The sequence below is a fragment of the Celerinatantimonas marina genome (assembly GCF_046054165.1).
Classification (GTDB): Bacteria; Pseudomonadota; Gammaproteobacteria; order Enterobacterales; family Celerinatantimonadaceae; genus Celerinatantimonas.
The window spans coordinates 42534-64895 of the sequence record NZ_JBFNXK010000014.1; the positions used below are offsets into that span (position 1 = coordinate 42534).

The window sequence follows — 22362 nt, forward strand, 5'->3', positions numbered from 1 at the left end:
AAGATGCGGGTTGCAACAGCAAATTTATATAATACCTCGATGAATGGGATATTAAATGCCCAACAGAAGGTGGAAGAGTCCAATCACCGGTTAGTGACCAATAAACGACTGCTGGTGGCGGGGGATGGTCCGTCGGATATGTCGAAAAAAATGTCCTACGATACAGATATTGATCAGAATGCTCAGTACCAGAAAAATGGGGTTTCTCTGGAAAACGCTCTAAGCTATCAGGAAAGTATCCTCAATAGTATGCATGGGAGTGCGCTGCGCGCTCGGGTGCTTGGGGTTCAGGCGGGAGATGGCCTTAATGGGATGAGTGAGCGGCAGTCGATGGCAAAAGAACTGAGCCAAGTACGCAGTCAGATGGCCGACTTGGTCAATACCCGCGATGCCAACGGCAATTATATTTTTGCGGGCTTTCAAACTCAGATCCAACCTTATGTCTTTGATGGAAATCAATATCACTATGTAGGGGATAACGGCAAGACGAAACTGAAAGTCAGCTCTTCAGTCTATATTCAAAATAATACGACTGGAAAAGATGCATTTGAAGATGTTGAATTGCGGCGTAAAGCTAATGGTAATTCTTCGGGTATTTATGTCGCTGTTAAAGAGCAGCGAACTTTTGATACCTTCTTTCAAAATAATTATGATGATGTAAATACTAGTAATAATAATTATACGATTACGACAACTGCTTCTGAACCCCCTCAATATACCATTTTTAATAATGCTGGAGAACAATTAGCAAGCGGTCAATATCAGCAAAGTGAGCCATTTGAATTCAAAGGTCTTAAAATTAAACTAGATTCAGCTCCGGGGACGACGGAAACATTTACATTAGAGAAACCTCGCAAGGATAATATATTAAATATTCTGGGTGAGTTTATTAATAAGCTCAATGATCCGAATGTGATTGGTAAAGATTTTGATAAAGCGCAGGAAGATTTTCTAGTTGGGATCGATCATGCGACGGATAAATTAAACTTGACGATGGGGTCTTTAGGGGCGCGTGGAAATGGATTAGATTCGTTGCGTGAAGCCTCATCTAGCATTGATGTTTTGAATAAAAAGGCGAGAGCCTCGGTCGGAGAAGTTGATTTTTCGCAAGCGGTTACGCAGCTTTCTAAGGCTGAACTAGCGCTGAATACCTCTTATTCTGCCTATAGCAAAATTAGTAAAATGACTTTATTTAATTATATTTAAAAAAGCCTAAAGTTTTCCTGTCTTGGTTCGATAAATAAAGTATCTCATGTGAGATGCTTTTTTTTATTGTCCGGTTCTTTAAGAGATATAAAAAAGTCTAAAGGATTTGGAACAACGGCCGCTAAATAAGGTAAGTCAGCAGATAATAAGCTGTCCAAATAAAAACCGAATATAGCGTCAGATTGTAGATAGGAGATATTCATTATGGCACTTTATGTCAATACAAACGTATCGTCGTTAAATGCCCAGCGGCAGCTTAGCCAATCTAGTAATGCGTTGAATACGTCGTTCCAACGCCTTTCTTCTGGGTTTCGAATTAATTCGGCAAAAGATGATGCAGCAGGTCTGCAGATTTCAAACCGAATGACATCTCAAATTCAGGGGTTGGACCGGGCTACTCTGAATGCTCAGGATGGGATTTCGATTTCCCAGACGGCTGAAGGGGCAATGGATGAAATTACCACATCACTGCAACGGATTCGTACCTTAGCGATTCAGTCTCAGGATGGTGTGAATAATGCTGATGACCGCAATGCATTGCAGGCGGAAGTTTCTCAGCTTAAAACTGAAATGAGCCGTGTCGCCCAGACCACCCAGTTTGGTGGGGTCAATATTCTGGATGGAACATTTTCAGCTAAATTCCTGGTCGGTGCAAACGCAGGTGAACAGCAGAACATTAGCGTCAACATCGAAAATGCCGGTGGATGGGGAACTAGTGGCTTGAACTTAAACGCTTTAAGCGTGCTCTCCGTGCCTTTAGCTTCAGCAGCTATCAACCAGGTTGATGATGCGATTAAAAAAGTAGATTCACAGCGGGCTAAAATGGGGGCGGTTCAAAACCGATTCCAGTCAACCATTCGAAACCTGACTAATATTTCGAATAACGTGACAGAAGCTCGTTCACGTATTAAGGATACTGATTATGCAAAAGAAACAGCTACCTTAACCAAGAATCGTATTATTCAGCAGACTGCGACCACAATTTTGGCGCAGGCTAACCAACGGCCGCAAGCCGCGTTATCACTGCTCGGATAATAAGAAAAGGACGGTGGGGGTTCAGTCCACCGTCCTTGGGAGGTTTCGCGCTGAAAGACTCTTAGGAGGCTCATTTCCTAGAATAAGACAAAGCGCAAAGGTTCGCTCTCAATCTCCTATCATATTGAGCGATTGGCCAGGTTTCCCTGGCCTTTTTTGCAGTGGTTCAAACTGCTCGCTGATTTATTTGCATGATATATGCCACATGTAAGTAATATTTTTTTGACGCACTGGATCACCATGATTAAGTGGTTTTAGTCCCTCTTTTCTTTCCTCGTGATATTTCGTTAGACTGTTGTGATGGCAGTGAGCGGCAATAAATTTCCGAATTTTTAATAAATAATCCTAAAGGTTGCCGTTTTAGGGCCGTTATAGAGATTGAAGATTAAGACTTCACTCAAGGATAAGGTTGTCTTGGTTGCCAGGTTCAGGCGCTAAGAGGTTCAACAACCATCCTGGTTTTAGGGCTAATCCGACCGGTTCAATCGGGTTAGTTTATTTCTTAGGAGGCTCAAATTATGGCAGTAGTTGTCAATACGAATGTGTCGTCATTGAATGCTCAGAGACAACTTTATAGTTCTGGTAATTCACTCGACACGGCATACCAAAGATTAAGCTCTGGTTTCCGGATTAACTCGGCTAAAGATGATGCAGCAGGTCTGCAGATCTCAAACCGAATGACCTCTCAGATCCAGGGCCTCGATCGTGCAACAATGAATGGTCAGGATGGCATTTCAGTGGCTCAAACCGCTGAAGGTGCAATGGATGAATTGACAACCATGATGCAGCGGATGCGCTCATTGGCCGTTCAATCTCAGGATGGTGTCAACAACTCGGATGACCGTGCGGCTTTGCAGGCTGAAGTCTCATCTCTGAAATCAGAAATGAGCCGTGTCGCCCAGACCACTCAGTTTGGTGGTGTGAATTTGCTGGATGGTAATTTCTCCGCCAAATTCTTAGTTGGTGCGAATGCGGGTGCAAACCAAAACATCAGTGTCAATATTAGTCGTACGAATGGTTGGGGTGCGCAGGGATTAGGTCTTGGTGGTTTGACGGTCGGTTCTGTTGCCGATGCAAGTGCCGCGATTGGTTCTCTGGATACAGCCATTAAAACCGTGGATAGCCAACGGGCAAAATTAGGTGCGATTCAGAACCGGTTTGATTCCACAATTCGAAACTTATCCAACGTTTCACAAAATGTGACATCAGCTCGTTCGCGGATCCGGGATACTGACTTTGCTAAAGAAACTGCGCATTTGACAAAAGCTCGGATTTTGCAGCAGACCAGTACCTCAATTCTGGGTCAGGCGAATCAGCGACCACAAGCTGCACTTGCCCTGATTTAATGGGCATGACTCCGGTGAGTCCATGACTCCCGGGGACTGATTGGGAGGCTGAAATATGTCAAATGATATTGATTCAGTCATAACAAATGGCATGGCATCGGTTTCTCATCAGACGGCAGGCGATAGCAAGAATCGCGCCGCCAATGCAACAAATGAGGCGCGAAACTTGCAGGCAGTTGATCAGCAATCAACGCAACCTCAGCTGTCTGACGAGGATGTTGGTCATATAGTTGCTGCTGCTAATCAAATCCTTGAAGCTCAGCCGACAGCGGTTCGGTTTAAAGTGGATAAATCAGATGGGGAAATGGTGACTTCGATTTATAATTCGAGTACTAATGAACTCATTCGTGAAATTCCATCTCAGGAACTTCGGGAGATATCCGCTAGACTTAAAGAGTATCAGGATGCGACTGATCAGGCGGGGCTATTAGTTGATCAGCTCGTTTAGGCGAAACGATTAGGAGAATGTAAATGCCCGGAATGACTGCGGCAGGTGTCGGTAGTGGACTTGATCTTGAATCACTCATGAGGGCTTATATTTCTGCTGAGCGTCAGCCTCAAGAGACTCGGATCAATCAACGACAGAATACACTTAACGTGACCTTGTCTGCTGTTGGCAGTATAAGGTCTGCGTTAAGTGACTTTCAAACTCAGCTTGATAAAGCCGGTAATGAGCAACAGTTTTTGCCAAGACAAGCCCTGTTAAATGGTCAGGTCATTAGTGGCAGCTCATCAACGGATTCTGATAGCCGTAATGATAATAATTCATCGGATTCTTCTACCTCATCAAATAATACCGCTGCCAGTGGCGATCAGCCTTTCGCCGTTTCATTGTCCAATCGGGCCGTCAACGGGATTTATGATGTGCAGATCCGGCAGTTGGCATCGGGTTCCCGACTGACATCCCAAGAACTTTATGATTCATCTGATCAAGTGATCAGCCATCAAGATGGCAAATTAACGTTTCGGGCCGGTGAAGGTGATAAAGAACAGTCGTTTAGTGTGGATGTTAATGCTGGGATGACCCTTGAGCAATTACGCCGCTCAATTAATTCGGCATCGGGTAATTTTGGCGTGACGGCTAATTTAATTAATTCGCAGGAAGGGACGCATCTGGTATTAGATAGCTCTAAATCAGGTGTTGACGATGATAATAACCCCGATAACGGTAATCCTAATGATCTGGTGGTTACTACTGAAAGACAGCAGGTCATCGATCCTACCACTCAGCAACCTGTTTTCCTCGATAATAGTGAATTGGTGGATTTTGTCTCTAATTTGGATACCACGCGGAGTTCATCTGGTGCTGCGATTGAGATTAATGGCCTGAGTGCGACCAGTGATACCAATCAATTTAATAATGTGATTTCAGGGATTAGTTTAACTGCCAATCATTTGACGACTGAACCGGCTCATTTACAGATCCAACCCGATGTGGAGGGGGCTGTAAAAAATGTGCATCAATTTGTGGATGCGTACAATAAAGTGATCACTCAGGTTGATCAATATAGTAAATCCGATCCGGTCCAACGGGGTGACGATAATAGTAACCGAAAACCGTTAAGCGGTGACGGGATGCTGCGGACCATGCGCTTTGCGATGGGGCGGTTAGCCAGTGGTGGGTTTACAAATACGGATAATCCTGATCGTACCCGAACGTTATATGGCGTTGGGATCTCAATGGATCGAGATGGCAAATTGTCGGTTGATGATCAGGTATTGAGACGAGAGCTGAATAATAATTTAAATAGTGTTGGCCAGTTTTTTGCATCAGAAGGGGGTGTGGCTGATCGGTTTTCTCATTTTGTGAAGAGTTATGAACAGACTGGCGGTATTTTGGATCATCGTCAGCGGAATGTTCAGGCTCAGTTAACGGATAACCGAAATGATGAAGCTGCACTCAATGATCGAATGGATCAGTACGAGAAAACATTGCGTTCTCGCTTTGCATCATTCGACCAAATGATGGGCGGGTTAAATGAACAGATGAATTATGTTCAGAGCCATCTCAGTTAATGTCTGTTGAGAGATAGGATTATGTATAAAAAAGGGATCAATCAATACCGGCAGGTTGGTATCAAAGATCAAATAGCAACCGCTGATCCACATAAGATTACTCAGCTGTTAATGCAGGCTGTGCTAGAAAATTTGGCGATTGCCAAAGGGTGTATGGAGCGCCATGATCTGGTGAATAAGGCAAAACCTATTGCCAAAGCAACTTCTATTATTTCTTCACTCAGAAATACTCTGGATCATGAGGTCGGCGGGGAGATTACCCAGAATTTAGATAGTTTATACACCTTCATGTTAGAGCAACTTTCCGAAGCTTCACTGACCAATAATCCGGCAATTATTGCCGATGTGATCGAAATTATGCTTCCGATTAAGTCAGCCTGGGATCAGATCCCGGAGGCGGATAAACAGGCGGCGTATCGGATGCGGAATAGTGCGGCCTCTTGATGGATAATGAGAGTGAACGAATCAGACTGGTTGCCCAGTCTGATCAAATTTTAGAGCTGATGGCCCAGGCATTGGAAGGTGATATTTTACCTGAACAGGTCGAACATTTCTTAGTCGAACACCAGCAAGTATTAACTCGGCTGGTCGAGTTAGATGTCGGAGAAGTCTGCCTTCAGGAACGGTTAAATAAACTTCGACAACTGGTCGAAACCATCCAGCATATTCAGCAGAATGCGGAAAAAGGGTTGAATGCGATTCATCAGACTCGTCGGCTCGCAAAAACTTATGATGCACAACGCTAAGATCATTTTTTATGCTGAATGCGATTGATTACCAACTTTGTCATGATGAAGTTCGTCAGCAGGCGAATGAAACTCAACTAGCTCCTGTTATGCTACAAAATAACAGAACCAATCTTCTGGCTTTAGGGCAGTATTTCCCGCAGCTCGGACAACAGTTGGAGCAATACCAGCCTACTCGTTTTTCCCCATTTGTGACTCGTGAACAGCAGCTTAACATTATGTATGTGATGCGGGCTCGGGCGCTCTACGGTATTACGCCTTTGCAGCAAGTTCAGCAACAACTTGCCGATTTTTATCAGGCAGCTTTGTATGTTGATAAACAGCAGACTTATTCGGTCATCGAACCGCAGATTTGTCCAGGCGCTTCTTTAAATACAATTTATCCGGGGATTGAGGCGCGATATCAGGCGGTTGATTCGACGCGTTCGGCATCGCTGGTGATTTTAGGATGTGGACTGGGACTGCACTTATTGGAGTTGGTTAAAGCGGGCTGTTGGTCTTCGATATTACTGGTTGAACCGGAATTTGATCTGCTTAAAGTTTCTCTGTTATCCGCGGATTGGGCTGCGTTTTTAGATTATTGCAATTCTCATCATATTGCATTGGAAATTCAGACGCAGCAACAGGGACATGAATTACTTCACTCGGTGACGCAATGGTTGACGCAGCAGGATGTGGTTGGTTTTTATCTGTATCGTCACTATCAATATCCTCTGTTTAATCGGCTGGAACTGGATTTGGCATTGGGACGGATCCACTGGTCTCGTTTGGATGAGCTAGCGGTATCGGAATCGATGGAAATGCGTCATTATGAGTTCGGTTTTTCACTGGCTCATTACTTGTCAGAGTCATCCCATTCGGTGGCGGATCAGTCGCTATTTAAACGCAATGCCGAGTCGTTTGAACAATTTTTGCCGGATATTGCAGCCTCCTTTCGTCAATATCAGCCGCAGCGCTGGATCCTGTTCGCAGATGCTCATCAACAGCCGAATGTACTGGATTTAGAGCAGGGGACAACGCTATATCTGGATGATGGACAGCAAGCAAGCCTTGATTATCTGGCGCACTATCAAGCCCATCCTAAACTGGAAAAAATGGATGCTCGGATCGGCGCTCGTAAAGCCAGTCCCTATTTGCATTATCGCTATTCCGATCAACTGAAGACTCTAGTTCAGGAACTGCCGGAAGATGGATTTCATAGCCTGCCGCATAAATTACCTTCGTTTTTAATGTACGGTTGTGGCTTGGGATATCAATTGGAACAGTTAGTGATGCATTATGAGATTGATAATTTCATTCTGTATGAGCCTAATGCCGACTATTTTTATGCATCTTTATTTACGATGAATTGGTGTGATGTTTTACAGCGGCTAGATTCGCTGCAGAGCAATTTATACTTGAATATCGGGGATAATGGCGAGCATATGGTGGATGATATTTTAAGCCGCCTGAATTACAGTGGGATGCATATCCTCTCCTATACCTTTTTTTACATTAGTTATTATCAGCGCGATTTTGATCAGCATATTCGTCACACCCGTGAACATATGAAGGTGTTGCTGAATATTAGTGAGTATTATGATCATGCCTTTTATAACTGGACGCATACCCGGGAGTCATTAACACAGAATTGTCCCTATTTGCTCAAGCAATTATCGCCGGTCTATCGGCAGCAGATGGCTGATCTTCCGGTATTTATTGTTGGGAATGGACCTTCATTGGATCAATCGGTTGAAGTGCTGAAAGCCTATCAGGATCGGGCGATTATCATTTCCTGTGGGACTAGTTTAAAAGCATTATATAAATATGGGATCAAGCCGGATTTTCATGCCGAGGTCGAACAGACCCGTTCTACATATCACTGGATTTGTCAGGTACCGGATAAAGCGTGGCTGAAACAAATTGATTTACTGACTGTTAATGGGGTTCATCCCGATGTTTCGTCATTATTCCGGCAGACGTTTCTCTGTTTTAAACGCGGTGAAGCAGCCACATTAGCAGCTTTGTTAGCGGATCCAGATGCTGGACGTTATCAGGATATTTTATATTCCTACCCTACGGTTTCTAATTGTGCCGTGGCCTATGTTTTAGCCTTGGGATTTAAACAGTTATATTTATTTGGTGTGGATTTAGGATTTACCGATCCTCGTTATCATCATAGTCAGCAGTCGGCTTATTTTAAGGAACAAGACGGAAAGGAAATCTATGATTACACCAAGCACGGTGTTGGGTTGCAGGTCCCCGGTAATTTTGATGATTATGTGTTTACCAAATACGAGTTTCGTTATTCGGCGGAGATTATTGAAAAAACCTTGGCGGAATATCGTGGGGTCGATTGCTATAACACTAGTCACGGTGCTTTTATTCAAGGGACCATCCCGCTGCCGCTCGATTATCTGCTGATCACGAATGATCCCATTGATAAGTCGGCCTTTCGCAAATGGTTATTGTCAGAAGCCTATGATAATCAGAGTTCCGTGTTAGCTGCGCATTTAGCCGATTGGTTCGGTGATGGTCATATGCTGATGTTTCTGGATAAATTATTAGAATTAGCCGAACAACCTTGTCAAAACTGGAGTGAAGCATTGCGATTACAGAATCAGCAAATGGCGTTGCTGGCGGCTTCGGCTCAGAATACGCGTTCACTGTTTTTTGTGCTGATGCGAGGCACGATTAATTTTTCACTGACTTATCTGACAAGGCTCGCTTTTTCCTGTGATGATGAACCGCTTTGTATGCAACGTTATCAGCAAGGGCAGGCGATTTGGATCGATTATATTAAAGCGATTCAAAAACACTATCAGTCTCCCGAGAGTGTTTTTGATCAGACTCCCGGTCTTAATTTTTAAAGGATGAATGTTGCTGGGCTATCTGTTCGAAATAAAGGGTCAGAGGTTGTTCTTGTCGCCCCTGCAGATAGTGATAGACCAAACTGGGAAACGCATATTTGTAAGGTTCATGTACAACAAAGGTCTGAGGCGGTTCGTTGCCCTGTTCGGCTTCGTAGAGCCAGTGGCCGCCATATTGGCGAATAAATAGTTCACCCAGATAGGCCCCAAGCATATAAGAAAGTGTAAAGTTGGTTTTGTCATCCATCGGTTGTTCTTGCAGTAATTCAAGTAACTGCTGAACAAGAGGAACGCTGTCCAGGCTGAGATCTAAATTGATATTCTGTTCCTGAGCAAACGCCATCGCATCTTTAGCTGATCCTTGCATGAGTTCAGTAATGTTCACAGATTCCATAGTATCCTCTATCGGTTGCTGGTGGCGAATTTGGGCCTTCTACAGGCGATTATGCTGCTTAGTGTACCATCAATAACCTGTTGTTGTTCAATATCACTTAATTGGGGATATATCGGTAGCGACAGTGCGCGTTGATAATAGCTTTCGGCACCTGGATATGCCGCAAAATCTTCCGGAGATTGCTGTTGATAATACGGATGTCGATAAATTGGCATATAGTGCAATTGGGCAAAAATATGCTGCTGAGCGAGTGACTGATATAACTGATCCCGCTGTTGCTGATCCTGACACAGAATAATAGCCAAGTGATAAGCACTGTAGCTATCCGGTAAAATATGTTGCATGTCCAGTATTGAATTAAAGGCCTGTCGGTAACGATGGATAATTTGATGGCGACGTTCAATCCATGGTTCTAATCGGGTTAATTGGGCTACTCCCAGTGCGGCCTGAAGATCCGACAACCGGAAGTTATAGCCTAGTAATTGTTGTTCTGAATACCCAGGGGATATTCCGGCGGTATCGCCACACCAGTGCTGTGGGTCTTTGGTGATCCCGTGGCTGGCTAGTAACCGTATCCGTTGTGCGAATTGGGGATCCTGACAACTGACGGCTCCCCCCTCGGCTGTGGTGATGGATTTGACCGGATGAAAACTGAATACACAACAATCACTATAGTGGCAGTTGCCAATAGGTTGTTGCTGATAGTGTCCGCCTAACGCATGACAGGCATCTTCAATAATGGCGATTCCACGCGGATGACAAAGCTGATGAATCGCCTGCATGTCACAACTGGAGCCACCCAGATGTACAACGATCACCGCTTTTGGAAGACGGCTCCCCTGCTGCTGAGCTTGTTGAAGCATATCCGAGAGGGCCTGAATACTGACATTAGCCGTGAGAGGGTCAATGTCGATAAAACGCACTCGGGCACCACAGTAGCGGGCACAATTGGCGGTCGCTACAAAGCTGACCGCAGAGACCCAGACTTCATCGTCTGCGGTGATGTTCAGTCCTAAACAGGCCAGATGTAGCGCTGCCGTCCCATTACTACAGGCAATCACATGAGCGACATTTAACGTCTCAGCTAATTGATTTTCAAATTGGCTGACAATAGGGCCTTGGGTTAAAAAATCAGAGCGTAATACGCGCGTGACGGCTTCTATATCCGCCTGCTCAATCGTCTGTTTTCCATAATACAGCGCATGTGTCATAACTAATAATCACGGATTTGTTCAAGGGTTAAAAAGACTGGATTATCTAGAGAGTTATAGGAAAATCCGATCTCAACCTGTTGGCCTTGCTGATGCAGAGCATTAATATGAAAATCATTACGGCGACTGTTAAATGAAATACTCGGTGCAATCACGAAATGATCGTCAAATTCATAGGTATGGTAGGAGTCATCTGCCGGGACCATCACTTCATGCAGTTTTTCGCCTGGGCGAATACCAACAATGTGAGTGGCTAAATCAGGGGCCAATGCGTGGGCCAAATCCATAATCCGTACCGATGGAATTTTAGGAATGAATATTTCACCCCCATGCATCCGTTGAAAGTTTTGAATCACGAACTGAACACCTTGATCTAGAGTAATCCAAAAGCGGGTCATATCCGGATGGGTGATCGGCAGTGATGTTTCACCCCGCTCGATTAATTTTTTAAAAAAGGGGACCACGGAGCCCCGGGAACCTACGACGTTCCCATAACGCACGACACTAAAACAGGTTTTACAACTGCCGACCATGTTATTGGCTGCAACGAACAATTTATCGCTAGCTAGCTTGGTTGCACCATAGAGATTAATGGGGTTAGCGGCTTTATCTGTTGAAAGGGCGATTACTTTGTCCACATTATTGGCAACGGCTGCGTGAATAATATTTTCAGCGCCGTTAATATTGGTTTTAATACATTCCATGGGATTGTATTCAGCTGCTGGAACTTGCTTAAGCGCGGCGGCATGCACGACATAATCGATCCCTTGCATCGCCATCGTGATCCGTTCTTTGTCCCGTACATCACCGATGAAATAACGCATACAACTCTGATTGTAGACTTGCTGCATTTCATATTGTTTCAGTTCATCCCGTGAATAAATGACCACCCGTTTGGGAGAATAGTTTTGCAGCAAATTTTTGACAAACTTATTGCCAAAAGAACCTGTTCCCCCGGTGATTAAGATCTGCTTTCCATTAAACATGTAGCTGTCCTAAACTTAATTGAGCCCTGTTGCCGCGATTGTGTCCTATCTTAGCGTATTCCTTGATAAATTGCTCGATAGATGATAGGCAAAGGGTACCGTCATGATAACAAGGCATTATATGTGCCAATAACTAAATTAAAATATGATTTGATTAGTTTTAGTTCTTTATTGCCTATAAAAAAAGCAAAGTGTCACTTTTCTGGCACATCTGACGCTTTTATCTTGCTATATTTTGACGGGTAACTAGAATCAAGCTGCTATCGGGTTAGCAATTAATAACTAATACTGTGTCTAGGGGCTAAAAATGGATTTTAGTACGACCATTTTAGTGTGTGATGATCGAGGTGAACGCGTCGATACATTACTGACAATTTTAGGGTTTATTGGTGAACAGGGAGAGCAATGTTCGTTTGATACATTGCCTGCGGTGATTAGCCAGTCGGAAAATCCTGTTTTGATGATTAATTCGGCATTTTGTGATATTGAGGCATTATCCCGGAATTATCCAGGGATGCCTTTGATTGTGATCGGTTCTGATCAAGAAATATTGTTGCAGAGCAATATTCTGGGGGAATTACATGAACCGTTTAATTATGACGAATTAACTCGGGTTCTCCACCGAGCTCAAACTTATCTCTCTCAACTTCCGGCAACATCTTCAGATCATATTCCAACCGTGACCAGTGATTTGGTCGGTAAAGGAATTGCGATGCAGGAGATTCGGCATCTGATCGAACAGGTGGCTCAGACTCGTGCGAATGTGTTGATTTTGGGTGAATCAGGAACGGGAAAAGAAGTGGTCGCCCGGACCATTCATGAACAGTCGATCCGTAAAGATGGTCCTTTTGTTCCGATTAACTGTGGCGCAATTCCTGCAGAACTCTTGGAAAGTGAATTGTTTGGGCATGAAAAAGGCGCATTTACCGGTGCATTTACCTGCCGTAAAGGGCGTTTTGAATTGGCCTGTGGTGGAACGCTCTTTTTAGATGAAATCGGTGATATGCCAATGCCGATGCAGGTAAAACTGCTGCGGGTTTTGCAGGAACGTGTTTTTGAACGGGTCGGTGGCAGCAAAATCATGGAAGCCGACGTGCGAATTATTGCCGCGACTCATCGCAATCTGGAAACAATGATCGGGGAAGGTCAATTCCGGGAAGATCTCTATTACCGACTCAATGTTTTTCCAATTGAAGTTCCGGCACTTCGGGAACGGAGTGACGATATTCCATTGTTACTTCAGGAGCTGGTGTCTCGTCATGAGCAGCAGCATGGTGCGGTGGTGCGGTTTACGCAGCGTAGTATTGAATCGCTTATGTTACATCCCTGGGCTGGGAATATCCGGGAATTATCGAATCTGGTTGAACGGTTAATTATTTTGCATCCTAATAAGATCGTGGATGTTCGAGATTTGCCTCCTAAATATCAGCATATTGAAGGGGATGATTTTGTCCCGGAATATCAGGATGAGCTGACTGAACGAGATGCTTTAATGGCGATTTTTGCCGATGAGCCAGAACCGATGGCACCTGCTGCAAATGAGCCACAGGTGGTGGATGCTAGCTTACTTTCAACCCGTTTACCTGAAGATGGTTTGAATCTAAAAGAACTTCTCAGTGAAATTGAAGTTGATTTGATAAGACAGGCCTTGGAGCAACAAGAGGGCATCGTTGCCAGAGCCGCAGAACAATTGCAAATGCGACGGACAACCTTGGTTGAAAAAATGAAAAAGTATCAGTTAACTAAGGATTAGTTATACTTTATTCATTGAAATATAAAGATTTTTTAGATTAGTCAAAAACTTTACGATTAAATTGGCACAGAAATTGACTCTATCCTGTTCAAGAACATATTTTTGACATAGGACAGTCCTCGTGCCTGTATCGAATCATCAGCAGTCATTTTCACAGCAGCAGCTGGCGCAAGTTTTTGATGTCCTGCCATCGGGACTCATTTTATTAGATCAATATGGCTATATTGCCAAGGCGAATCCTGCTGCCCGAACGCTATTCAATTGCGAATTGGAAGGTCAGCGTTGGTCGAATATTGCCTTGCAGGTCTTTGTCCCGCAGGCTGATGATGGACATGAACTGTCTCTACATAATGGCCGCCGGATCCAACTGACGCTCGCCACGTTGTTGGATTCTGAAAGTCAGTTGATTATGCTGACTGATGTCACTGCTACTCGCCAGCTTCAGGCGAATATATCCCGTCTTGAAAAATTATCAGCATTAGGCCGGATGGTGGCTTCGTTGGCTCATCAAATTCGGACGCCATTATCAGCGGCCATGCTTTATGGTTCTAATTTAGCGAATAATCACCTTCCGGAAACCGCACGTAAAAACTTTCAGACCAAGATGATGGCTCGGTTGGCCGATTTAGAAAATCAGGTCAATGATATGTTGTTATTTGCGCGTAATGGTGAACAACCGTTAGCGGAACAGGTTTCTGTCGTGACCTTAATGACTCAGCTTTCTCAGGCGATGGATGCGAAGCTGCAACAGAAACGATTGCGGATTGATCTGGAATACTGCGATCCGGATGTGTTGATTATGGCGAACTCGAACAGCTTGGTCTCTGCACTATCGAATTTAATCGATAATGCCATTCATGTGAGTCATAAAGACGGTTTAATTGGCTTATATGCCCGAACCGATGGCCAGCATGTTCAAATTTCAGTGGTCGATAGTGGACCCGGACTCGATGAACAGGTTCGTAGTCAACTTTTCGAACCGTTTGTCACAACCAAACAGAATGGAACCGGATTAGGTTTATCCGTTGTGAAGTCAGTGGTTCAAGCTCATAAAGGAACGATTGCAGTCGAATCACGTGCCGGAGAGGGCTGTTGTTTTACTGTGAATTTCCCGGTTTATCAGGTTTGTGCTCAATCTCAAGTCGTAGGAGGCTAAGCTCATGAGTCAATCAAGAATTTTAGTTGTCGAAGATGATTCAGGCCTGCGCGAGGCGCTGGTCGATACACTGCTCATTGCCGGCTATGAATGCATTGAAGCCGAAAGTGGTGAAGAAGCATTATTACTGCTGGGCGATCAGGCGATCGATCTGGTGGTAAGTGATGTGCAAATGGATGGGATCAGTGGTCTTGATCTGCTGCAGAGTATTAAGGTGAAATATCCGAAACTCCCCGTATTATTGATGACAGCTTATGCTCGAATTGATGCAGCTGTCGAAGCCATGCGCCAAGGGGCGATTGATTATATTGCCAAGCCATTTTCACCGGAAGTACTGCTCAATCAGGTCGGGCGTTATGCCCCGGCGCAAAAGGTTGAAACTTGTCAGCCTATTTTTGGTGATCCTTCAACCGAAGCTTTATTAGGGTTAGCTGATAAAGTGGCTAAGACGGATGCTTCCGTTATGATTTGTGGACCTAGTGGGGCTGGTAAAGAGGTGTTGGCGCGTTATATTCATGATAACTCCGAGCGGAGTGCCCAGCCTTTTATTGCCATTAACTGTGCTGCGATCCCCGAAAATATGCTGGAAGCCACGCTGTTTGGATATGAAAAAGGTGCCTTTACCGGTGCGGTTCAGGGGTGTCCCGGTAAATTTGAGCAGGCCCAAGATGGTACGATTTTACTGGATGAAATCAGTGAAATGGACTTAGCGTTACAGGCGAAGCTGCTGCGCGTATTACAAGAGCGAGAAGTGGAGCGTCTGGGAAGTCGAAAAGTCATTCAGTTAAATGTTCGGGTATTGGCTACCAGTAACCGAAACTTGCGTGAGTATGTCGCGCAGGGGAAATTTCGTGAGGACTTATATTACCGGTTAAACGTGTTTCCGCTGACCTGGAAACCATTGGCGCAGCGACCGGGAGATATTCTACCTTTAGCCTACCATCTGTTGCAAAAACACGGTGTTGCAGCGGGTCGGGCCGATTTACAGTTTACCTTGGCTGCACAGCAAAAATTACTGGGATATGGATGGCCGGGGAATGTGCGTGAGTTAGACAATGTGATCCAGCGGGCGATTATTCTCGCTTCGGATCAAGTGGATGCGGCTCATCTATTGATCGAGGGCGATATTTTGCAGCCCGTCGCTGAAACTTATGTGATGCCAAGGGGGGATGAGTTTGAAGTTGAAGCAGCTGCACCTGCATTAGGGAATGAGCTGAAACAACAGGAAAATCAGATTATTTTAGAGATGCTGAAAAACTGTCGCGGTAAACGTAAAGAAGTAGCTGAACGATTAGGGATTAGTCCGAGAACCCTGCGTTATAAATTAGCACGCATGCGTGAAGAAGGTATTCAACTTCCAGCTTAAATCAATGGATCTGTGTTTGAGCCTTCAGGCACAGACCCTGAACATAGTCTTCATAATATAAACATCCGCATGGATCTCAGATCGTGTTGAGGTTCATTATGCCGTAAGTTCGTTCTGGCGTTGCGTCTGTTGGAATATCATAAAGTATGCTCGCCCGATATTTAAGTTTAGCCAGGATTGACTGGCTTTTTTTATGCTGATTCAAATGAAATCGTTAGATAAAGATGCTCCCATCACTGCAATTACGGTGGTTTGTTTTAAAGTATTGGGACGGTCATAGCGATGAAAAACGGCTCTGTGTTATAACGAGGGCAGGGCTTTTGGTATTCACTATTTCAAGGACGAGTGTTTATGGAGAAGATGCTGACTTCGCAACCCTCCGGTATTATTTCATCTGTTTTATCCAAAATTAAAGTCTTAGGTCCGGGGATGCTGATGGCTGCCGCCGCCATTGGAGGTAGTCATTTAGTAGCTTCAACTCAGGCAGGTGCTCGGTATGGTTGGCATTTAGTGGGTCTAATTATTCTGGTTAATCTGCTTAAATATCCTTTTTATCGTAGTGGTTTTACCTATCCGATGGCCACCGGGCAAAGTTTGTTGCATGGTTATTTGCTGATGGGGCGGCGTTATCTGGCGTTAAGTTTTTTATTGAATCTATTTGCATCGGTGGTGAGTTGTGCGGCGTTGGTGATGTTTTCAGCCAGCCTTCTCAGTTACTTTCTACCGATTCAGCTCCCGTTGTCGATGCTTAGTTTAATCATCGTGGTGCTTTCATTGTTAATTATTTTGGCCGGGCATTTTTCATTTTTAAATCGTATCTCTAAAGTGATTGTGGTCACGTTGGCTATCGCTACCATTATTGCGGTAGGCATGGCCTGGCATAATGGCAGCATGGCTCCCGCCGGATATAGTGCTCCATCACCTTGGCATTTAGCTTCGGTAGGTTTTTTAGTGATTACAATGGGCTGGATGCCGGCACCGATTGAAGTTTCTTGTATCACATCACTCTGGTTGATGCGACAGCGTCAGCAGCAGGAGGTGACGACATCCAGTGCGCTGTTTGATTTTAATCTGGGGTACTGTATTAGCGCTGTTTTAGCGGTGGCTTTTTTGGCGCTGGGCGCGTTGGTTCTTAATGGCCGGGCTGATAGTTTGGCCGCCGGAGGCGTTAATTTTACCCATCAGTTGATCAGTATTTATGCTTCGACCATTGGCAATTGGGCTCGTTATCTGATCGCTATGATCGCGTTTTTGTGTATTTTTGGTTCGGTCATTACCGTTGTGGATGGTTATGCCAGGGTGTTAAACGAATCGGCACGACTATTGTTTCGGCAAACTGAAAATGATAACCCCCGTCATTTTAGTTATTGGGTGTTGTTTGTCACCTTGCTTGGATTTGTACTAGCGTTGTTTTTTAAAAGTGCTTTACTGGCCATGCTGGGGTTTGCGATGACGCTGGCATTTATAACCACGCCGTTGTTTGCCTGGTTGAATCATCGGTTGGTACACTCAATGCCAAAATCTCAAGGCGTTCGTCCCAATCGCTATTTATCATGGCTGAGTCGTATAGGACTTATCTACCTGTTCGGTTTTTTAGTGGTATTTATTGGATGGAAATGGTTCATGTAAATCCTTCCCCGGACGATAAATTGGGATGAAACGTTTTCGTTTATAGAGTGATAAATCTGTTGTGGGTCATAAGGTAGGGATATGTTTGCGTTAAACCACGCTTTTGAGTTGGATGGAAAATGGATTGGCAAAGGTCATCCTGTGTATATCGTGGCCGAGATGTCGACCAATCATGGGGGATCACTGACTAAAGCCAAAGAGATTATCCACGCAGCGAAAGAAGCGGGAGCCGATGCGGTAAAATTGCAGACCTATACAGCGGATACCTTAACACTCGACAGTGATTTACCCCATTTTCAGATCCAAGGTGGATTATGGGGTGGGCAAAGTTTCTATGAGCTTTATCAGCAGGTGGCGATGCCGTGGTCGTGGCATCAGCCGTTAGCGGAAGAAGCACAACGTTGTGGAATTACGTTATTTTCATCTCCATTTGATGCCAGTGCCGTAGCCCTGCTGGAAGAGCTCGACTATCCGGCCTATAAAATTGCTTCCGCAGAATTGATCGATGTGGCATTGATTGAAAAAGTAGCCGCAACGGGTAAGCCGGTGATTATTTCAACCGGAGGAGCATCGCTGGCGGATATCCAACGTGCGATCCGGGTGATGGAACAGCAGCAGAATCCTAATTTATGTTTGCTGAAATGTACCAGTGAATATCCGGCCCCTTATGATCGCATGAACTTGGCTACAATCGCTCATCTTGAACAGTGGGTTCAAGCGCCAGTGGGGTTATCGGATCACACATTGGGCATCGCGGTTCCTGTGGCTTCGGTAGCCTTAGGTGCTTGTTTTGTTGAAAAACATTTTATGCTGGATAAAGCAGATCCCACCGCGGATCAGGCATTTTCACTGGATCCTGCGCAATTCACGCAGATGGTTGAAGCGATTCGTCAAACGGAGCAGGCAATTGGTCAGGTTATTTACCCTGCACAGACCCGCGAGCAACGAGCATTGTATGCGATTAGAGATATTGCCGAAGGGGAACAGTTAAGCCCGGATAATGTGAAAAGCTTGCGGCCAGGCGGGGGGATTGCTCCTCGTCATTTGCCGCAGATTCTGAATAAAACTGCTTTGCAGAGTATTGCTCGGGGAGCATTACTGCAGTGGTCGATGTTTGCCTAATCCCATTGACTTAAATCATCCAGTGTCAAGCTGGTACTATCGACGAATACATGGATAAAGTAATCTAAGGCCGGACGAGAACGTTCCTGTAATGTTTGTTGCAGTTTGCGTTCTGCACTAGCAAATTCCAAGTTGCCACTGGACATCTCTTCTTTGCATTTGATGTAAGCTGAAAGAACATCGGCATCTTTGACAATCGTTGCATAATGGGACGTGTTGTGGTGAACCAGTAACGATTGATAATCGGGCTGAAGTTCTGCTGGGAGCAGTGACAGTAATCGCTGTTCCGCTTGGGCTTCCAAGGCATGATACGCATCCCGCAGTTCGTGATTGGCATATTTGACCGGGGTGGGAAGATCACCGGTGAGCACTTCACTACTATCGTGGTAAAGGGCTTGCATGACCGCCTGACCGGGATCTAACTGGCCATCAAAATAGTGATTCTCAATGACGACCAGCAAGTGAGCAATCATAGCAACCATCAACGAATGTTCAGCAATGTTTTCACGCTGCTGACTGCGCATTAAAGGCCATCGTTCGATTAACTTCATGCGGGCCAGCTGAGCGATAAAATGACTTTGTTGAGTTGCCTTATAACTCATTTAATATTCCTTAGACTTGTCGATAGGTCTCCAAAAAATGTCCTAAGCGGCCAAGGGCATCCCGAAGATCTTGTTTGGACGGCAAAAAGACCACCCGGAAGTGATCCGGATTGTGCCAGTTAAACCCGGTTCCTTGAACAATCAGAATTTTTTCCTTCATTAACAAATCCAGAGCAAATTGTTGGTCATCCCGGATATTAAATCTTTTGGCATCTAATTTGGGGAATAAATACATCGCTCCATGTGGTTTGACACAACTGATCCCTGGAATGTCATTGAGCATTCTCCAGGCGAGTTCACGTTGTTCATATAGTCGTCCACCGGGTGCGACTAGATCGTTAATGGTTTGATATCCTCCTAAAGCTGTTTGAATGGCATGTTGAACGGGCACATTCGCACAGAGCCGCATGGATGAGAGAATATCGAGTCCGGCAATATAATCTTTAGCCAGATGTTTGGCACCACTGACCATCATCCAACCCGAGCGGAATCCGCAGATCCGGTAGGCTTTGGATAACCCGTTGAAGGTAATCGTTAACAGATCATCTGATAACGTAGCCATGGTGACATGCTTGGCATCATCATAAATAATTTTGGAGTAGATTTCATCGGCAAAAATCACGAGGTTATGTTCGCGGGCCAGTTCTACGATTTGAGTTAGCAGTTCGCGAGGATAGACGGCCCCGGTCGGATTGTTCGGGTTGATGACGACAATCCCTTTGGTTCGGGAGGTGATTTTAGCTTTGATATCGTTGATGTCCGGAAACCAGTCCGATTGTTCATCACAGACATAATGGATGGCCTTGCCTCCGGAAAGGGTAACCGCAGCTGTCCACAAAGGATAGTCAGGAGCGGGAACCAACATTTCGTCTCCGTTATTGAGCAGTGCCTGGACGGACATCACGATCATTTCACTGACGCCATTCCCTAGATAGATATCTTCGACTGTGACGCTACGCAGACCCATCGCCTGATAATGTTGCATGACCGCTTTGCGCGCCGAGTAAAGTCCTTTAGAATCACTATAACCTTGAGCGGTTGGTAGATTACGGATCACATCGACTAAAATTTCTTCCGGGGCTTCAAAGCCAAAGGGCGCGGGATTACCGATGTTGAGTTTAAGAATACGTTGGCCTTCGTCTTCCAGACGTTTGGCTTGTTCTAGGACCGGTCCTCGAATGTCATAACAGACAGAGTCGAGTTTGTAAGATTTTTCAATTGGCTGCATGATTGCGTTAGACGTTAAGATAACTAAAAAGAGCACTATTAAGGCGCTAATTGGCAGGGCTTTCAAGAGGGCAGTTTATTTTCGATATGAAATACTATTCTCTTAGATTTTTTCACTTTATTTTAAACTAATTCAGATAAATATATGGCAACGATGCGGAGCCTCGCGCTATGTTAGAGCTTAAACATCTTAAAACGCTAGTTCATCTACGTGAATCAGAAACACTCGTTGAGGCTGCGTCTCGACTCTGTTTGACGCAGTCGGCATTATCTCATCAATTGAAAGCACTGGAAAAACATATTGGCGCCCAATTGTTTATTCGTAAAAGCAAACCATTGCGCTTCACTATTGCCGGATTACGGTTATTGGAATTGGCGGATCAGGTTTTGCCTCAGTTCACTCAGGCGGAACGGGAGTTGGAACGATTAGTTGCCGGTCAGTCTGGCCGATTGCATCTGGCGATTGAATGCCATAGCTGTTTTAATTGGTTGATGCCGGCTATCGATATTTATCGTGGTTTGTGGCCGGATGTTGAGCTTGATTTCGCCTCTGGTTTTAGTTTTGAACCGTTACCCGAGTTAGCGGCCGGTGAGTTGGATATCGTCATTACTTCTGATCCGTTACCTGTCCCAGGGATCTGTTATCGGGCCTTGTTTGCTTATCAACCTATGTTGGCGGTGGCATTAAATCATCGCTTGGCGACGAAAGATATCATTACTCCAACCGATTTTGTTCAGGAAACATTACTAAGTTATCCGGTTGAAACCTCTCGGTTGGATCTGTTTAATTTGTTTTTAGGGCCTGCAGGTGTGAAACCTAGAGCGGTTCGGCAGGTCGATATGACGATGATGATGATGCAACTGGTTGCCAGTAATTTGGGGGTTGCGGTGCTTCCCAATTGGGCACTTCATGAGTATGTTCAGAAAGGATATGTAGTAGCCCGGCAATTAGGTAAGGGAGAATTGTGGCAAAATTTGTATTTGGCGATGCAGGAACAACAGCAACAGCAAAGCCACTTGCGGGCATTTGTTCAAATTGCTAGAGAAAGCTGTTTTGAACATTTATGCGGGATTCGTTCTGTAACCTCGAAAGACGATATTCCGGCTTATTCAGCTAACGGATCAATTTCGTAGATAGCACTGTCGAATAAGTTTTTGATTAAACCAATAAATTCATCTAAAAATTCACTTTGTTGCTGAGTGGGCGGGGTATTCCAGACACTGGATAAAACTTCTTGCAAATCATTGACCACGGAGTCGCTTTCGCGAATGACGCTAAAACGGCTCTCACTGTTTAAGTGGGGGTGTTGTTGACAGACGGCCATCACGCTTTCGGCAATTTTATCCGTTGTATACTCGGCAACGGTTATGCCGGTCATAGGGGTTCCCGACTGTTCAAAAACAGATAAATTTTCTGTCAGATACTGGATCAGCTGATAGTATCCTTCACCGTTTGTTACCATAGATTTTGCTCCAGCCCAAAGGGTTATTGCCCAGCTATTTTCATTGTCTAACCACCAATTATATAAAGGCTACTGTGTAAATAAAGCATAGTTTAAATCTTTATTCTCGTCGCTTTGATGAAATAACAGAAAAAACTGTCGATCCTAAGAGAAGCTGACTACCTTTTAAAGAATAGGCGTTAGACAGGCTACAAACGTCGATGCTGATAAAAATTATTCTAAATGAACAATTCTGATACTCGGTTGTTCCGGTTC

20 protein-coding genes are annotated in these 22362 nt (G+C 44.7%); 14 read left to right on the forward strand and 6 right to left on the reverse strand.

The annotated features are described in order from the left end of the window. Positions 1 to 3 precede the first annotated feature (3 nt). The 8 genes from flgL (at position 4) to ABUE20_RS14695 (ending at position 9198) form a co-directional block, all read left to right on the forward strand. The gene (gene flgL / locus ABUE20_RS14660) at positions 4 to 1206 is read left to right on the forward strand and encodes a flagellar hook-associated protein FlgL (protein ID WP_408620695.1); all 1203 of its coding nucleotides are present in this window, start codon (positions 4 to 6) and stop codon (positions 1204 to 1206) included. Positions 1207 to 1410: 204 nt separating this feature from the next. Then, the gene (locus ABUE20_RS14665; protein ID WP_408620696.1) at positions 1411 to 2241 is read left to right on the forward strand and encodes a flagellin N-terminal helical domain-containing protein; all 831 of its coding nucleotides are present in this window, start codon (positions 1411 to 1413) and stop codon (positions 2239 to 2241) included. Between the two features lie 518 nt (positions 2242 to 2759). After that, positions 2760 to 3587 carry a flagellin N-terminal helical domain-containing protein gene (locus tag ABUE20_RS14670; protein ID WP_408620697.1) on the forward strand — a complete coding sequence of 276 codons (828 nt, stop codon included), beginning with the start codon at positions 2760 to 2762 and terminating at the stop codon, positions 3585 to 3587. A 55-nt stretch (positions 3588 to 3642) separates the two neighbouring features. Continuing rightward, positions 3643 to 4035 (forward strand): flagellar protein FlaG, encoded by a 393-nt coding sequence (locus tag ABUE20_RS14675; protein ID WP_408620698.1) that lies wholly within the window; start codon positions 3643 to 3645, stop codon positions 4033 to 4035. Between the two features lie 23 nt (positions 4036 to 4058). Further along, the gene (fliD, locus tag ABUE20_RS14680; RefSeq protein ID WP_408620699.1) at positions 4059 to 5603 is read left to right on the forward strand and encodes a flagellar filament capping protein FliD; all 1545 of its coding nucleotides are present in this window, start codon (positions 4059 to 4061) and stop codon (positions 5601 to 5603) included. A gap of 21 nt (positions 5604 to 5624) precedes the next feature. Beyond that, positions 5625 to 6047 carry a flagellar export chaperone FliS gene (fliS, locus tag ABUE20_RS14685; protein WP_408620700.1) on the forward strand — a complete coding sequence of 141 codons (423 nt, stop codon included), beginning with the start codon at positions 5625 to 5627 and terminating at the stop codon, positions 6045 to 6047. Beyond that, on the forward strand, positions 6047 to 6349 hold the full coding sequence (locus ABUE20_RS14690) for a hypothetical protein (RefSeq protein WP_408620701.1): 303 nt from the start codon (positions 6047 to 6049) through the stop codon (positions 6347 to 6349). The genes fliS and ABUE20_RS14690 overlap by 1 nt, the downstream gene beginning before the upstream one ends. Before the next feature lie 11 nt (positions 6350 to 6360). Next, the gene (locus ABUE20_RS14695; RefSeq protein WP_408620702.1) at positions 6361 to 9198 is read left to right on the forward strand and encodes a motility associated factor glycosyltransferase family protein; all 2838 of its coding nucleotides are present in this window, start codon (positions 6361 to 6363) and stop codon (positions 9196 to 9198) included. Here the strand turns inward: ABUE20_RS14695 and ABUE20_RS14700 are convergent. Genes ABUE20_RS14700 through pseB form a run of 3 tightly spaced genes read right to left on the reverse strand, consistent with a single transcriptional unit; the run spans position 9188 to position 11789 of the window. Beyond that, a complete protein-coding gene (locus ABUE20_RS14700; RefSeq protein ID WP_408620703.1) occupies positions 9188 to 9592 on the reverse strand; it encodes a hypothetical protein in 405 nt (134 codons plus the stop codon). The two genes, ABUE20_RS14695 and ABUE20_RS14700, sit on opposite strands and share 11 nt — an antisense overlap. Positions 9593 to 9600: 8 nt before the next feature. After that, a complete protein-coding gene (pseC, locus tag ABUE20_RS14705) occupies positions 9601 to 10803 on the reverse strand; it encodes a UDP-4-amino-4,6-dideoxy-N-acetyl-beta-L-altrosamine transaminase (RefSeq protein WP_408620704.1) in 1203 nt (400 codons plus the stop codon). Between the two features lie 2 nt (positions 10804 to 10805). After that, positions 10806 to 11789, reverse strand: a complete 984-nt coding sequence (gene pseB, locus ABUE20_RS14710; protein ID WP_408620705.1) for a UDP-N-acetylglucosamine 4,6-dehydratase (inverting) — start codon at positions 11787 to 11789, stop codon at positions 10806 to 10808. A gap of 307 nt (positions 11790 to 12096) precedes the next feature. Here pseB and ABUE20_RS14715 point away from each other — a divergent pair, with 307 nt between their 5' ends. The 5 genes from ABUE20_RS14715 (at position 12097) to pseI (ending at position 18815) form a co-directional block, all read left to right on the forward strand. Further along, positions 12097 to 13542, forward strand: coding sequence for a sigma-54 dependent transcriptional regulator (locus tag ABUE20_RS14715; protein ID WP_408620706.1), 1446 nt, complete (start codon positions 12097 to 12099; stop codon positions 13540 to 13542). Between the two features lie 121 nt (positions 13543 to 13663). Next, positions 13664 to 14698 carry a sensor histidine kinase gene (locus ABUE20_RS14720; RefSeq protein ID WP_408620707.1) on the forward strand — a complete coding sequence of 345 codons (1035 nt, stop codon included), beginning with the start codon at positions 13664 to 13666 and terminating at the stop codon, positions 14696 to 14698. Positions 14699 to 14702: 4 nt separating this feature from the next. Continuing rightward, positions 14703 to 16064 carry a sigma-54-dependent transcriptional regulator gene (locus tag ABUE20_RS14725; protein WP_408620708.1) on the forward strand — a complete coding sequence of 454 codons (1362 nt, stop codon included), beginning with the start codon at positions 14703 to 14705 and terminating at the stop codon, positions 16062 to 16064. 351 nt (positions 16065 to 16415) lie between these two features. After that, positions 16416 to 17693 (forward strand): NRAMP family divalent metal transporter, encoded by a 1278-nt coding sequence (locus tag ABUE20_RS14730; RefSeq protein WP_408620709.1) that lies wholly within the window; start codon positions 16416 to 16418, stop codon positions 17691 to 17693. A gap of 81 nt (positions 17694 to 17774) precedes the next feature. Next, positions 17775 to 18815, forward strand: a complete 1041-nt coding sequence (pseI, locus tag ABUE20_RS14735; protein WP_408620710.1) for a pseudaminic acid synthase — start codon at positions 17775 to 17777, stop codon at positions 18813 to 18815. Here pseI and yfbR read toward each other — a convergent pair. Next, the gene (yfbR, locus tag ABUE20_RS14740) at positions 18812 to 19417 is read right to left on the reverse strand and encodes a 5'-deoxynucleotidase (RefSeq protein ID WP_408620711.1); all 606 of its coding nucleotides are present in this window, start codon (positions 19415 to 19417) and stop codon (positions 18812 to 18814) included. The two genes, pseI and yfbR, sit on opposite strands and share 4 nt — an antisense overlap. A 10-nt stretch (positions 19418 to 19427) precedes the next feature. Beyond that, positions 19428 to 20645 (reverse strand): pyridoxal phosphate-dependent aminotransferase, encoded by a 1218-nt coding sequence (locus ABUE20_RS14745; protein ID WP_408620712.1) that lies wholly within the window; start codon positions 20643 to 20645, stop codon positions 19428 to 19430. 170 nt (positions 20646 to 20815) lie between these two features. Here ABUE20_RS14745 and ABUE20_RS14750 point away from each other — a divergent pair, with 170 nt between their 5' ends. Continuing rightward, entirely contained in the window at positions 20816 to 21778 is a 963-nt protein-coding gene (locus tag ABUE20_RS14750; protein ID WP_408620713.1) for a LysR substrate-binding domain-containing protein, read from the forward strand. On the opposite strand, the gene ABUE20_RS14755 is transcribed toward ABUE20_RS14750, so the two are convergent. Further along, on the reverse strand, positions 21751 to 22107 hold the full coding sequence (locus ABUE20_RS14755) for a DUF3802 family protein (RefSeq protein WP_408620714.1): 357 nt from the start codon (positions 22105 to 22107) through the stop codon (positions 21751 to 21753). The two genes, ABUE20_RS14750 and ABUE20_RS14755, sit on opposite strands and share 28 nt — an antisense overlap. Positions 22108 to 22362 lie beyond the last annotated feature (255 nt).

Excerpts from the sequence above, each read along its gene's own strand:
- ABUE20_RS14750 (WP_408620713.1), top strand. The coding sequence starts at position 20,816 with ATGTTAGAGCTTAAACATCTTAAAACGCTAGTTCATCTACGTGAATCA.
- ABUE20_RS14665 (WP_408620696.1), top strand. The coding sequence starts at position 1,411 with ATGGCACTTTATGTCAATACAAACGTATCGTCGTTAAATGCCCAGCGG.
- ABUE20_RS14725 (WP_408620708.1), top strand. The coding sequence starts at position 14,703 with ATGAGTCAATCAAGAATTTTAGTTGTCGAAGATGATTCAGGCCTGCGC.
- fliD (WP_408620699.1), top strand. The coding sequence starts at position 4,059 with ATGCCCGGAATGACTGCGGCAGGTGTCGGTAGTGGACTTGATCTTGAA.
- yfbR (WP_408620711.1), bottom strand. The coding sequence starts at position 19,417 with ATGAGTTATAAGGCAACTCAACAAAGTCATTTTATCGCTCAGCTGGCC.
- pseI (WP_408620710.1), top strand. The coding sequence starts at position 17,775 with ATGTTTGCGTTAAACCACGCTTTTGAGTTGGATGGAAAATGGATTGGC.
- ABUE20_RS14670 (WP_408620697.1), top strand. The coding sequence starts at position 2,760 with ATGGCAGTAGTTGTCAATACGAATGTGTCGTCATTGAATGCTCAGAGA.
- pseB (WP_408620705.1), bottom strand. The coding sequence starts at position 11,789 with ATGTTTAATGGAAAGCAGATCTTAATCACCGGGGGAACAGGTTCTTTT.
- ABUE20_RS14730 (WP_408620709.1), top strand. The coding sequence starts at position 16,416 with ATGGAGAAGATGCTGACTTCGCAACCCTCCGGTATTATTTCATCTGTT.
- ABUE20_RS14700 (WP_408620703.1), bottom strand. The coding sequence starts at position 9,592 with ATGGAATCTGTGAACATTACTGAACTCATGCAAGGATCAGCTAAAGAT.
- ABUE20_RS14695 (WP_408620702.1), top strand. The coding sequence starts at position 6,361 with ATGCTGAATGCGATTGATTACCAACTTTGTCATGATGAAGTTCGTCAG.
- flgL (WP_408620695.1), top strand. The coding sequence starts at position 4 with ATGCGGGTTGCAACAGCAAATTTATATAATACCTCGATGAATGGGATA.
- pseC (WP_408620704.1), bottom strand. The coding sequence starts at position 10,803 with ATGACACATGCGCTGTATTATGGAAAACAGACGATTGAGCAGGCGGAT.
- ABUE20_RS14715 (WP_408620706.1), top strand. The coding sequence starts at position 12,097 with ATGGATTTTAGTACGACCATTTTAGTGTGTGATGATCGAGGTGAACGC.
- ABUE20_RS14675 (WP_408620698.1), top strand. The coding sequence starts at position 3,643 with ATGTCAAATGATATTGATTCAGTCATAACAAATGGCATGGCATCGGTT.
- ABUE20_RS14690 (WP_408620701.1), top strand. The coding sequence starts at position 6,047 with ATGGATAATGAGAGTGAACGAATCAGACTGGTTGCCCAGTCTGATCAA.
- fliS (WP_408620700.1), top strand. The coding sequence starts at position 5,625 with ATGTATAAAAAAGGGATCAATCAATACCGGCAGGTTGGTATCAAAGAT.
- ABUE20_RS14745 (WP_408620712.1), bottom strand. The coding sequence starts at position 20,645 with ATGCAGCCAATTGAAAAATCTTACAAACTCGACTCTGTCTGTTATGAC.
- ABUE20_RS14755 (WP_408620714.1), bottom strand. The coding sequence starts at position 22,107 with ATGGTAACAAACGGTGAAGGATACTATCAGCTGATCCAGTATCTGACA.